The sequence below is a fragment of the Prauserella cavernicola genome (assembly GCF_016595675.1).
Lineage (GTDB): Bacteria > Actinomycetota > Actinomycetes > Mycobacteriales > Pseudonocardiaceae > Prauserella_A > Prauserella_A cavernicola.
The window spans coordinates 1,049,532-1,061,422 of sequence record NZ_JAENJH010000001.1 but is presented as its reverse complement, the minus strand read 5'-3'; the positions used below and the strand labels follow the sequence as shown (position 1 = coordinate 1,061,422).

The 11,891-nt window shown below is 71.8% G+C and carries 11 protein-coding genes; 7 read left to right on the top strand and 4 right to left on the bottom strand.

Going from position 1 to position 11,891, the window contains the following annotated elements:
* Window positions 1-39 precede the first annotated feature (39 nt).
* The 6 genes from JHE00_RS05085 to JHE00_RS05060 are packed head-to-tail and all read left to right on the top strand — an operon-like array spanning window position 40 to window position 6,997.
* Window positions 40-1,017, top strand: a complete 978-nt coding sequence (locus tag JHE00_RS05085; RefSeq protein ID WP_200315202.1) for an ABC transporter substrate-binding protein — start codon at window positions 40-42, stop codon at window positions 1,015-1,017.
* Window positions 1,018-2,682, top strand: a complete 1,665-nt coding sequence (locus tag JHE00_RS05080) for an ABC transporter ATP-binding protein (RefSeq protein WP_200315200.1) — start codon at window positions 1,018-1,020, stop codon at window positions 2,680-2,682.
* Complete coding sequence (locus tag JHE00_RS05075; RefSeq protein ID WP_200315198.1) at window positions 2,675-4,435, top strand: ABC transporter ATP-binding protein; 1,761 nt, start codon at window positions 2,675-2,677, stop codon at window positions 4,433-4,435. The genes JHE00_RS05080 and JHE00_RS05075 overlap by 8 nt, the downstream gene beginning before the upstream one ends.
* Window positions 4,432-5,190, top strand: a complete 759-nt coding sequence (locus tag JHE00_RS05070; protein ID WP_200315196.1) for a class I SAM-dependent methyltransferase — start codon at window positions 4,432-4,434, stop codon at window positions 5,188-5,190. The genes JHE00_RS05075 and JHE00_RS05070 overlap by 4 nt, the downstream gene beginning before the upstream one ends.
* Entirely contained in the window at window positions 5,187-5,969 is a 783-nt protein-coding gene (locus JHE00_RS05065) for a thioesterase II family protein (protein WP_200315194.1), read from the top strand. The genes JHE00_RS05070 and JHE00_RS05065 overlap by 4 nt, the downstream gene beginning before the upstream one ends.
* The gene (locus tag JHE00_RS05060; protein ID WP_200315192.1) at window positions 5,966-6,997 is read left to right on the top strand and encodes a methyltransferase; all 1,032 of its coding nucleotides are present in this window, start codon (window positions 5,966-5,968) and stop codon (window positions 6,995-6,997) included. Before JHE00_RS05065 ends, JHE00_RS05060 begins: the two co-directional genes overlap by 4 nt.
* A gap of 74 nt (window positions 6,998-7,071) precedes the next feature.
* Here the strand turns inward: JHE00_RS05060 and JHE00_RS05055 are convergent, their stop codons facing one another.
* Both JHE00_RS05055 and JHE00_RS05050 read right to left on the bottom strand, forming a co-directional pair.
* The gene (locus JHE00_RS05055) at window positions 7,072-8,235 is read right to left on the bottom strand and encodes a sensor histidine kinase (RefSeq protein WP_200315190.1); all 1,164 of its coding nucleotides are present in this window, start codon (window positions 8,233-8,235) and stop codon (window positions 7,072-7,074) included.
* On the bottom strand, window positions 8,232-8,894 hold the full coding sequence (locus JHE00_RS05050) for a response regulator transcription factor (RefSeq protein ID WP_200315188.1): 663 nt from the start codon (window positions 8,892-8,894) through the stop codon (window positions 8,232-8,234). Before JHE00_RS05050 ends, JHE00_RS05055 begins: the two co-directional genes overlap by 4 nt.
* Window positions 8,895-9,078: 184 nt before the next feature.
* Here JHE00_RS05050 and JHE00_RS05045 point away from each other — a divergent pair, with 184 nt between their 5' ends.
* Window positions 9,079-9,411: a hypothetical protein gene (locus JHE00_RS05045; protein ID WP_200315186.1), complete on the top strand. Its 333-nt coding sequence runs from the start codon at window positions 9,079-9,081 to the stop codon at window positions 9,409-9,411.
* 58 nt (window positions 9,412-9,469) lie between these two features.
* Here the strand turns inward: JHE00_RS05045 and JHE00_RS05040 are convergent, their stop codons facing one another.
* On the bottom strand, window positions 9,470-10,408 hold the full coding sequence (locus JHE00_RS05040) for a GNAT family N-acetyltransferase (protein ID WP_200315184.1): 939 nt from the start codon (window positions 10,406-10,408) through the stop codon (window positions 9,470-9,472).
* A 53-nt stretch (window positions 10,409-10,461) separates the two neighbouring features.
* Entirely contained in the window at window positions 10,462-11,682 is a 1,221-nt protein-coding gene (locus JHE00_RS05035; protein WP_200315182.1) for an FUSC family protein, read from the bottom strand.
* Window positions 11,683-11,891: the final 209 nt, after the last annotated feature.

The window sequence follows — 11,891 nt, the reverse complement described above, 5'->3', positions numbered from 1 at the left end:
ATCTTGCCGATCCCCGACACAGTCCCCGAGGAGAACACCGTGACCCTTCATCACGACCTGAGCAGACGATCGGTGCTCACCGGCACCCTCGGGGTGCTCGGCGCACTCGGGCTCTCCGCGTGCGGAAGCGGTGACAGCGGCCAGGCCGAACAGACCGGGCAGACCCGCTCGGTGACCACGGACCTCGGCGACGTCGAGGTCCCGGTCGACCCCCAGCAGGTGGTCTCGGCGGACTTCTTCCCCGCGTTCATCCTCAAGGACCTCGGGGTGACGCCCGCCGGTGTCTGCGAGTACAGCCCCGAGCTGGTGCACCCCGCCTACGAGGACCTGTTGTCGCTGCCCGTGATCGGCCCCAACGGACAGCCGAACGTGCAGGAGATCGCCAAGCTCGGCCCCGACCTCGTCGTGTCGATGGGGTACGTGTCCGGCAAGTCGACGATGCAGCCGGTCTACGACCAGCTGCAGGCCGTCGCGGCCACGATCGTCCTGCTCTCCGACAGCCAGGCCAAGTTCTGGAAGGAGTGCGCCGACCGGCTCGCCCCGATGATCGGCAAGGAGGCCGAGGCGGAGCGCCTGCGCACCGCGTACCAGGACAAGATCGACCAGATCGCCGCCCAGCGGGCCGACGCGCTGGCCGGGTCGAAGTGGGCCTACATCGCGCAGGGCAACAACACCGGGACCTGGACGCTGAACATGGCGGGCTCCGCGCTCGGTGGCGTGCTCAACGACGCGGGCGTGCAGTTCGGCGAGGCGGCCGCGGGCCGGGACGAGAACGGCCAGGAGTACTCGTACGAGCAGCTCAACGTCATCAACGACTGTGACGTGATCGTGTACCCGGTGACCTACGACGGCACGCCCCGCCAGCCGGTGCAGGACGTGCTGGACCAGTCCCCGTTCCAGGACCTCCCCGCGGTCAAGGCGGGCAAGGTCTTCCCGATGCCGAACTACAGTGTCGCGTCCTATCGCATCGCCACCGACGCGCTGGCCGACATCGACAAGATCCTCGCGGAGTTGTGAGTGAGCCGAGCCGAGCGCGCCCTGCTGGTCAGCTGCCTGCGTGAGCACCGCGTCCCGATAGCACTGTCTATTGTGGCCGGTCTGGTGTACCAGGCCGGGACGATCGTGCTGCCGGAGCTCGTCAAACGCGGGCTCGACGACGGCGTGGTCCCCGGCGACCGCGGCGCGCTCGTGCTCTGGGCCTGCGTGATCGTGGGAACCACGCTGGTCTCCGTGGCCGGGCTGATGGGCATGCTGTGGACGGCGGTGTCGTACTCGACGGCGGCGGCGAACGGGCTGCGGGAACGGTTGCTGGCGCACGTGCTGACCCTGGACAGGGAAGCCGACCGGTTCGGTCACGGCGATCTGGCGATCCGCGGCACGCGCGACGTCGACGCCGTGAAGAACTGGCTCGCCGGGGTCGGCTCGCTCGTCTCGGGCGTGTGCGGGTTCGTCGCGATCGTCGTGGCCATCGCGCTGCTCGACCCGCTGCTGGCCGTGGTGGGGCTCGCCGTGGTGCCACTGATCGTGCTCGCGAGCGTGCTGTACCCGAAGCGGATGGCGTCGGTGAACGGCGAGCTCGCGTCGGCGCACGGCCGCCGGGCCGACGCGGTGGAGGACCTGCTCTCCGGCGCCGAGTCCGTGCGCGGGCTCGGCGCGCAGGAGGTGCTGGTGCGCAGGCACCACGCCGACAGCGTCGAGGTCACCCGGCACACGTTCCGGGTGGCCAGTGTCGCGGCCAACTGGGCGTCGCAGGCCCCGTTCATTCCGGCCGCGGGTACCGCGATCGGCCTCGCCGTGGGCGGTCACGCCGTGCTGTCCGGCTCGCTCAGCATCGGTGGCCTGGTCGCGTTCGCGACGTGGATGACCATGCTCTCCGGCTGGATCACCATGCTGACCGTGCGCATCAACCAGCTCGTGCAGGCGTTCACCGCCGCGGGCCGGATCGACGAGGTGCTGCGCACCGAGCCCGCGGTGCGCGAGCCGGCCGAGCCGAGGAACCTGCCGCCGCGCGGCGACCTCGAGCTCACCGGCGTGCCGCTGCCCGGCGGCGAGGTCTCGGTGCGGGTCGCGGCGGGGGAGTTCGTCGCCCTCACCGGACCGCTCGGCTCCGGCAAGTCTCAGCTCGCGCGATGGTCGTGCCGCCTCGACGATCCCGAACGCGGTGAGGTCCGCTACGGCGGCGTCCCGCTGCGGGATGCCTCGCTCGCGCAGGTGCGGCGGCGCCTGGTGTACGTCCCGCAGCGGCCGCTGATGCTCTCGGGCACCATCGCGGAGAACCTGACGCTCGGCCACCACGACCTCTCTGCGGAGACACTGCGCGCGGCCTGCCGGATCGCCGCGATCGACGCCGAGATCGAGGCCTTGCCCGACGGCTACGACACCGAGGTCGGCGAGCGCGGCGCCACGCTGTCCGGTGGGCAGCGGCAGCGGCTCGCGCTCGCGCGCGGGCTCTTGGCAGAGGGCGACGTACTCGTGCTCGACGACGTGACCTCGGCCGTCGACACGGCCACGGAACAGGCGATCCTGCGCGGCCTGCGCGAGTGGGCGGAGTCGGGGGCGTCACTGGTGTTCGTGACCCATCGCGACGCGGTGCTGGCCGCGGCCGACCGCACCGTCACACTGCCGGATCCGGCGCCGCGCGCCGAGCTCGTCGACGTCGCGCCGGGGAGTGCCGATGCCTGAACAATCCACACTGGACGAGCACGGCCCGCTGCTCTCGGACGCGCCGTCGCAACAGCGCTTGCGGGCGCGCGCCTGGCCGCACCTGCGACCGCACCGCAGGCTGATCGTGGTCTCGATCGTGATCACGTCGTTGTCCACGCTCGCGCTGGCGCTGATCCCGCCCGCGATCGGCTGGGCGACCGACCTGCTGCTCGCGGGTGACCGCGGCGGGATGCTGCTGGCCTCGGGCGCGGTGCTGGCGCTGGCCGTGGCACGCATGCTCCTGCTGCGCGGCTCGGAGGTGCTGCTGGTCCGCGCGGGCGAGCGGGTGGTGCGCAGACTGCGCGACCTCGTGGTGGAGCGGCTCGCCGGTACCTCGCTGCGGTTCCTGGAACGACACCGCTCAGGTGACCTGCTGCGCCGCGCCACCGGGGAGATCTCCGACCTGGCCGGGTTCGTCCGCTCCGACCTGCCCGACCTGCTGGCCGTGGTGGGCTACCTCTGCTTCGCCACCATCGTGCTGCTCGTCTACTCGGTGCCGCTGACCCTGTTGCTGGCGGTGGTGTTCCTGCCGGCCACGGTGGTGCTGCTGCGCTCGTTCAAGCGTGCCGCCGCACCGGCCTTCGCCGCGCAGGCGGCCAGGCAGGCCGAGGCCGCCGCCACCTACCGCGAGAGCACCGAGGCGCGCGAGCTGGTGCAGACCACCGGCGCGGCCGACGTGCTGCGCGCCCGGCTCGCCGAGGACCACGGTCGCCTGTACGGAGCTGCCCGCCACGCGCAGCGGGTCGCCTTCCGCAGCAGCGCGGTGACGATCGTGCAGGGCGTCGCCGACGCGGTGATGCTGATCGTGGCCGGACTGCTCGCGCTGCACGGCGTGATCAGCGTCGGCACCGTCGTGGTGTTCGTGCTCGCGATGCGCCAGCTGTTCAGCTCGGTCACGCAGCTGACGCAGCTGCTCACCCAGATGCAGACCTCGAGGACGGCGTTCGCGCGGTTGCTCGACCTGCTCGCCGCCACCGACGATGTCGATCCTGCCGATCCTGCCGAACTTGCCGATCCTGCCGCGCGGCCGGACGTCGCAACGGGCGAGGTGACCCCGGAGCGCGGTGAGCTGAGTGTCGATGGCGTGTGCTTCTCCTACACCTCCGACGTCCAGGTGCTGCACGACGTGTCGGTCTCCTTCCCCACCGGCGACCGCGCGGCGCTGGCCGGCCCGACGGGATCGGGCAAGACGACGCTGTCGAAGCTGCTGTGCGGGATGTACCGCCCGGCGAACGGACACGTGCGCTTCGCGGGTGTGGAGCTGGCCGACATCCCGCCAGGGGAGCTGCGCAGGCGCATCGTGCTGGTGCCGCAGCAGGTGCACCTGGTGACGGGAACACTCGCCGAGAACCTCGCCCTCGTGCCCGGTGACCCCGGCCGCGAGGAACTGGGCCGGGCGATCGCCCAACTGGAGCTCGAGGACTGGGTGGCGGGTCTGGCCGACGGGCTCGACACCGATCTCGGCCCGCGCGGCGAGAACCTGTCGGCGGGGGAGCGCCAGCTCGTCGCGCTCGCCAGGGCGGCGCTGCTCGACCCCGCCGTGCTGGTGCTCGACGAGGCGACCGCCGACATCGACCCGGTGACGGCCGCGCGGATCGAGACGGCGATGGACCGGCTGCGCGGCGACCGCACACTCATCGTCATCGCGCACCGGCCCGCGACGATCGAACGCATGCGGCACGTGGTGCGACTCGGCAACGGACGGATCGAGCAGGGGGGAGACATCGCATGAGCTGGGCGGCTGGTGAGTTCAGCCAGGAGGAGGACCGCTACTCCGAGGTGCTGCGGCGGCAGTGGGGCAGCCCGACGTTGCGGGGCATCTACCGCGACGCCTACGGCGCCGACTACCCCGAGGAGGCCGACCCGTTCGGCTTCGTCACGCGCACCGACCTCGCCCGCATCACCGAGCTCGTGGCCGTCGAGCCCGGTGAGCTGCTCGCGGACCTCGGGTGCGGACGGGGCGGCCCCGGACTCGTCGTCGCGCGCGAACGCGGCGCGGTGCTGCGTGGGGTCGACGTCGTCGAAGCCGCCGTCACCGAGGCGCGCGAGCTCGCTCGTGAGCTCGGCGGGGAGGCGGAGTTCGCGGTGGGCAGCTTCGAACAGACCGGCCTGGCCGATCACTCGTGCGCCGCGGTGATGAGCGTCGACGCGTTCTGGATGGTCTGGGACAAACCCGGCTCGCTCGCCGAACTCGGCCGGATCCTGCGGCCTGGCGGCCGGTTCGTCTTCACCACCTGGGAACCGTCCTATCTGGACCATCGGGAACTGCTCACCGAGGCCGGGTTCGAGGTGCTCGTGCACGAACACACGCCGGACTGGTTGCACCGCCAGCTCGCCGTCTACCGCGGCATCCTCGGCCACCGCCGCCGGCTCGCCGACGAGATGGGCCAGACCGCGGCGGCCACGCTGATCGCCGAGGCCAGGGAGACCCGCTCGGTACTGGCCACCACCCCGAGGGTGCTGATCGCGGCGAGCACACCCGCATGAGCGCGGCAGCGGCACCGAGTCCGTGGCTGCGGTGCGCATTCCCCAAGGCCGGCGCGACCGTCCGGCTCGTGTGCCTGCCCCACGCCGGCGGCGCGGCGAGCTTCTTCCGCACGTGGGGACGCGACATCGGAGACGAGATCGAGGTCTGGGGTGTGCAGTACCCCGGCCGCGAGAACCGGATCAACGACGCGTTCCCCGCCGACCTCACCGCGCTCGCCGGGCACGTCGCCGAGGCGGTCGCAGCCCTCGACGACCGGCCGGTCGTCCTCTTCGGACACAGCCTGGGCTCGCTCGTGGCGTACGAGACCGCGCGGCGGCTGGAGGCGGGTATAGGCCCGGACCCGGGCGCGCTCGTGGTCTCGGGCATGCGCGCCCCCTCGCGGCGGCTCACCGGTGACGTCCACCTGCGCGACGACGAGGCCGTGGTCGACGAGCTGGTGCGGCTCGGCGGCACCGACGGCGAACTCCTGCGCGACCAGGAGCTGCGCGAGCTGTTCCTGCCCGCGATCAGGACCGACTACCGGTTCGCCGAGACGTACCGGCCCGCGCCGGGACCGCTGCTGCGCTGCCCGGTCACGGCGGTCATCGGCACCGAGGACACCGAGGTCGACGACGCGCTGGCGAGCGCGTGGCAGGAGGTCACCGCAGCGTCCTTCGCGCTGCACCGACTCCCCGGCGATCACTTCTACCTGGTGCCCCACGCGGCCGACGTGCTCGCGCTGCTGCGCCGGGTGACGCTACGAGCGGACATCGACACGACAGGCAGGAGCACCTCATGAGCGACGAAGCGACCGGCGAGGAGCTGCTGCGGCTGCGCCGCCAGGTCTTCGGAATGATGAGCACGCAGGTGATCTCGGTGGCGCTGCGGCTGGACCTCGTCGAGGCCATCGGCGACGGCACGCGCTCGCCGGGCGAGCTGGCGGAGCCGGCGGGCATCCCGGAGGAGAACCTGCTGAGGCTGCTTCGTGCGCTCGCCGGGCTCGGCGTGTGCGCCGAGTCCGGCGACGGGTTCTCGCTGACCCCGGCGGGCCGGCACCTGCTGCGGGACCACCCGCGATCGGTCCATGCCCTCGCGCGCATGTTCAGCGATCCCGTGATGCTCGCGGGCTGGCGGCACCTGGAGCAGAGCCTGCGCACCGGCGAGACCAGTTTCGAGACCGAGTTCGGCACGTCGTTCTTCGACCACCTCGCCGACTCCCCGGAGCTCTCGGCCCTGTTCAACGCGTCGATGTCACAGGGGACGCGGGTCGTGGCGGGTGCCCTGCCGTCGGCGTACGACTTCGGGAACTTCCACACGATCGTCGACGTCGGCGGCGGGGACGGCACCCTGCTCTCCGCGGTGCTGCAGGCACATCCGGCTCCGCGCGGCGTCGTGTTCGACACCGAGCCGGGCGCCCGCGAGGCCGCCGCGAACCTCGAACGGCAGGGACTGACCGACCGGGTGTCGATCGAGTTGGGGGACTTCTTCGAGGGGGTACCGGCCGGAGCGGACGCCTACCTGCTCAAGAGCATCATCCACGACTGGGATGACGAGCGGGCGGCCACGATCCTGCGTCACTGCCGGACGGCGCTCGGCGCCGGGGGACGGGTGCTGATCGTGGAGCCGGTGCTGCCCGAGCTGGTGCCGCCGGGTTCGGTGGAGGGCTTCTACCTCAGCGACCTCAACATGCTCGTCAACGTCGGGGGCCGGGAACGGACCCGCGCCGACTTCGAGCACCTCTGCGGCTCCGCGGGCCTGAGCCTGCTCGCGGTGCACGAACTCCACGGTGGCACGGGATTCCAGCTCCTGGAAGCAACCCAGTCCTGACACCTGAGCCCCGGAGGTCCAAGCCTCTGCGGTGAAGGGCACCTTTACTGCGTTCAATGCAGTAAAGGTGCCCTTCACCGCATTCTGGGGTGCTCAGCCTGGCGCAGGGGCAGGACGACGGTGGTGGTGAGCCCGCCCCCGGCGTTCGGCATCGCCGTGGCGGTGCCGTGGTGGCTGTGCGCGATGGTGCGCACCAGGGTGAGCCCGAGCCCGTGACCCGCCCCGCGCGTGCGGGCGGCCCCGCGGTGGAACGGCTCGAACAGCCGGGCGGCCTCGGCCGCGGAGACGGGTTCGCCGGTATTGGTCACCGTGATCACGGCGGCGCCGTTCCAGCTCGTGGTGCTCAGCCGTGCTGCGCCGCCGGGATGGTTGTGCCGGACGGCGTTGTGTAAGAGGTTGAGCAGCAGGTGGTGCACCAGATCCCCGTCGCCGTCCACAGTGGCCGGACGCAGGTCGGTGGCCAGTCCGATCCGGCGCGACTCCGCCTCCGCCCGCACCTGGTCCACCGCGTGCGCCGCCACGGAGGCGATGTCGACGAGCATGGGCTCGGCGACGCCGTGATCGGCCCGCGACAGCGTCAGCAACGACTCCACGGTCGTGATACTGCGTTCGTTGGTGGCGAGCAGCTTGGGCGCGAGCGTGGCCAGGTCGTGATCCTGTGGGCGGGCCAGGGCGACCTGCAGCATGGTGCGCGTGGTGGCCAGCGGGGTCCGCAGCTCGTGGGACGCGTTGGCCGCGAAGCGTTGCTGCGCCTGGAAACTCGTGTGCAGCCGGTCGAGCATCGTGTCGATGGTGTCGGCGAGTTCGGTGAACTCGTCCTTCGGCCCGTCGAGCTGGATGCGTTCGTGCAGTGTGTGTCCGGCGACGGTGCGCGCGGCGCTGGTGATCCGGTGGACGGGCGCGAGGATGCGGCCCGCGATGATCCAGCCGAGCAGGAACGCGATCAGCGCCAGCCCGAGCAGCGCGAGGCCGGAGAGCTGCAGCAGCACCGCCAGCACGTCGTCCTTGCTGGCGATGGTGGGAATCGGCGTGGGGCGCTGGTCGGTCGGGTTCGCCGGTATCGCGGGCGCCACCGCCAGCTGTGCTTCGCGGATGTCGTAGTTCGGGATGAACCGCATCAGCAGATACACCATGAGCAACAGCACGACGCCGCTGGCGAACACCATGCCGCCGTAGAGCAGGGTGAGCCGGACGCGGATCGACAGCCTGTTGCCTCGCACCGATTCGGAGACCGTCATGGCGCCGCGAGGTGGTAGCCGACCCCGGTGGCGGTGTGCAGGATCGGCGGGTCACCGAGTTTGCGGCGCAGCGTGGAGACGGTGATGCGCACGGCGTTGGTGAACGGGTCGGCGTGCGCGTCCCACACCTTCTCCAGCAGGTGCTCCGCGCTGAGTACGGCTCCGTCCGCGCGCAGGAGCGCCTCGAGCACGCCGAACTCCTTGCGCGTCAGGCGCAACGGGCGGTCGGCGCGGCGCGCGTCGCGGCGGGAGGGATCGAGCCGGAGGTCGCCGAAGGTCAGCACCGGCGGCAGCGCGGGCGCCGCGCGCCTGCGCAGCGCGTGCAGACGGGCGACGAGCTCGGGGAAGTCGAACGGCTTGACGAGGTAGTCGTCGGAGCCGAGCCGCAGCCCGTCGACCTTGTCGCTGAGCCCGCCCGCCGCGGTGAGCATCAGCACCCGGCACTCCGGGCGATCGGCCACCACCTGCCTGCACACGTCGTCGCCGTGCACCTCGGGCAGATCGCGGTCCAGCACCACCACGTCGTAGTCGTTCACCGACACGTGCTCCAGCGCGGTCGCGCCGTCGTGGGCGAGGTCCACCGCCATGCCCTCCGCGCGGAGGCCGGACTGCAACGCCTCGGCGAGGAAGACCTCGTCCTCCACCACCAGTACCCGCACCGTGTCGTCCCCTCTCCCGTGGTCCGGACCAGATGATCGCCGAGGGGACCTATGGCCCGCATATGGAGATCACCAGACGGTGACGATAACCGCGATCTGGCCTCCTTGATCCCGACGGCGGCCCGGATGGCCGCCCTCGCCCGGCGGGACACCGCCGGGCAGGAACCGAAGGAAGGAATCCCTCATGCCATCGATGTCGCGGAAGCTCGCCACGGTCGTGGGCGGTCTGGCCATCGTGCTCGGCACCGGCGGCGCGGCGTTCGCCAGCGGCGCGGATACTCCCGCGGGCCGGCAGGTGGCGGACGTGCCCACTCCGCCCGCCAGCTGCCAGCCCGCCCAGCCGGTGGAGCCCGGTGAGGGCGTGCCCGCCGAGCCCATCGAGACGGTGCCGACGCTGCCCGTGCCGCCCGGTGTGCCGTCCGTGCCCGCCGAGCCGATCGAGTGCGAGCCCGCTCAGCCGGTGGAGCCGGGAGAGGGCGTGCCGGCCGAGCCGATCGCGGACGCCACGCGGGCGTAGCCACCGGTGGCAGGGGGCGGCTCGTGGGGTGGGTGCTCCCGCCCCACGAGCCGTCGCGTCACCGTGCGCGTTTGATCTGCGGCACGTCCCGCGTGAACTCGCGGAAACCGAGGCCGTGGTAGAGGTTTCTGGCCGCGGGGTGAGCGGGCGCGCCGAGGCAGGCGACGAGCATTCGACTGGCCCCGGCCGCCCTGGCGAGCCGCATGCCGTGCAGCTGCAACGCGGTCGACAGGCCCTGCCGCCGGAACTCCTGGTGGGTGCCGACGGGCTCGAACTCGGCGGTGTTCGTGGCCTCGTCCAGCCAGCTGATGGCGGTCGCGGCGAGCGTGCCGTCCGGCGCCTCGACCAGCACGTGCAGATCGGCGCGGTACGGCCAGGTCCGCTGGACCCGTTCGAACGCCGCCTCGGAGAGACCGGACCGGGGCCACGCCGCCCGGTGCGCCGCGACGGCGTCGGCGGGGGAGACGTCCTCGGCCGTCCGGAACCGGAAACCCTCCGGCAGCACCGGATCCGGCACGTCGGTCAGCTCCCGGGAGTTGAACTGCACCCAGGAACCGTTGTCCGAGGCTTCCTCCGCGTCGAACTCGTAGCCGTGCTCGGCCACAGTGGTGCGCGCGTGGTCGTCGGCTGACTGGAGGTTCAGCAGGCGGTCGGCATCGCCTGCCACCTCGTCGTAGAAGTCCAGGATCTCGTGCAGCAGCTCCGGCCGGTCCGGGTCGGTCTGCCAGACCAGGTTGGCCTCCTCGACCTCGCGCACCGTCCCGTCGCCGCGCGTGATCGGGTGGGGAAGGTGCACCCACGCCCACGCGGCGAGCCGGTCGTCGGCGAACCAGAACCGGTGCCGCCAGAACCGGCCCAGCGCGTCCACGTCCTTGGCCCAGCACCAGGCCAGCTCACCGACGGTCGCGTCGCCGTTCAGCAGTTCCGGCCGCAGCGCCATCACCCGCTGTGCCAGTTCCTGCATCCGCCGGATGTCGGCCTCGTCGAGCTCCACCATGCGGGAACTGTGGCAGCGCGGCGCATCCCTGTCGACGGAGTTTCCGGGCGGCCTCAGTCCCGCGCGTCGTCCACCGCGCTCTGCAGGACGTCGCAGGTGTACTGCGCCTCCTCCATGAGCCGCGTGGCCTCGGCGAGCAGGATCCCGTAGGGCTGTGCGGGATCGGCCAGTGGCAGCGAGTCCGAGTACTCGGCGAGTCGGCGGTGCTCCTCCTGGGCCTCGCCCGCCGCCGCGCACAGCTCCGGCGCCTGGTCCTCGAGCTCGTCCTCGTCGAGGCTGCTGAACAGGTTGGTGATGTGGGCGAGCGCGGCGAGCAGGTCGCCGTAATGGCGGAAGAACTCGGCGTGCTCGGGTCCGTCGTCCTCCATCGGACACTGCGTGAGGCTGCGGGTCATGGACCCGATCTGGTAGGTCACGCGCTCGAGCGCGTCGATCACCGCCTGGTAGCCGTGGAACGTGCCGTGGCCCGCGTGCCGCCGGAGCAGCCGCCGAGGGTTGTAGTAGCTGCTCTCCCTCGCGAGGTGGACCGAGGACTGGGCCTGAGCCACGAGCGGGCCCAGCCGCGAGGCACGATCACGCCAGTGCGCCGCGCGCTCGCCGTCGAGTTCTCCTTGCCGCAGCGCGGGATACATGTCACTGATGAGATCGCACAGGGAGTGCGAGAGTGTCTGGACGCCGTACTCGGCGCTGCGGTACCGCAGCGGGGGCAGTACCACGAGGTTGACCAGCACGCCGATTCCGCAGCCGAGCACGACCAGCGCGATGATCTCCCCGAGCTGGCCGAGGCGCTCCGCCCCGCTGGCCGCGGTGACGAAGGTGGAGAACGCGAAGTACGCCGCCGTCGATACCTGGGCGCCCTCGGTGCCGAGCCGCCGCCAGCGGCCGATCACGGCGGCCGTCACGGCGACGAGCGCGAAGGTCGCCAGCCCCGCGCCGAGCACGAAACCGAACACGAGCTGCACCGCGACGCCCGCCGCCACCGCGGCGACGTAGCGCAGGGAGTGCCACACCGACTGGTAGACGGTCACCTGCAGCATCAGCACGGCCGAGAACGGCGCGAAGGCCGCCGATTCGGCGTCTAGTGCGTAGTAGGACACGGCCCAGGCCGCCGTCGCGGCGATGGTGCTCTTCAGCACGAAGGCCACGAGGTGACGCTCGTGGCCGTCGGTGCCCAGTGCGCGGGTGGTCCACTGCCGGACTCGGGCCGGCCGCCCCTGCTGGGCGACCTCGGTGCGCTGTGGCCGGCTGGGCCGCGTTTCGGTGTGCTCGCTCACGACGGTCTCTCCGGGCTCGCTTAGGGACGAAGATCAAGTACCTGCGGCTACCCGCCCCGGTGCCCAGAACAAACACCGTGTGACGAGACGGGGAGGGCGGCCGGTGGGGCGCACCCCAACCGGCCGCCCCGGGGGCACCGCCGCGGTGTGCTGCCCAGTCCGTGAACACACCGCGGCTGGCCTGCGACCAACGAACCCGGGACCAACAC

Excerpts from the sequence above, each read along its gene's own strand:
- JHE00_RS05045 (WP_200315186.1), top strand. The coding sequence starts at position 9,079 with ATGCCATCGATGTCGCGGAAGCTCGCCACGGTCGTGGGCGGTCTGGCC.
- JHE00_RS05070 (WP_200315196.1), top strand. The coding sequence starts at position 4,432 with ATGAGCTGGGCGGCTGGTGAGTTCAGCCAGGAGGAGGACCGCTACTCC.
- JHE00_RS05055 (WP_200315190.1), bottom strand. The coding sequence starts at position 8,235 with ATGACGGTCTCCGAATCGGTGCGAGGCAACAGGCTGTCGATCCGCGTC.
- JHE00_RS05065 (WP_200315194.1), top strand. The coding sequence starts at position 5,187 with ATGAGCGCGGCAGCGGCACCGAGTCCGTGGCTGCGGTGCGCATTCCCC.
- JHE00_RS05040 (WP_200315184.1), bottom strand. The coding sequence starts at position 10,408 with ATGGTGGAGCTCGACGAGGCCGACATCCGGCGGATGCAGGAACTGGCA.
- JHE00_RS05075 (WP_200315198.1), top strand. The coding sequence starts at position 2,675 with ATGCCTGAACAATCCACACTGGACGAGCACGGCCCGCTGCTCTCGGAC.
- JHE00_RS05060 (WP_200315192.1), top strand. The coding sequence starts at position 5,966 with ATGAGCGACGAAGCGACCGGCGAGGAGCTGCTGCGGCTGCGCCGCCAG.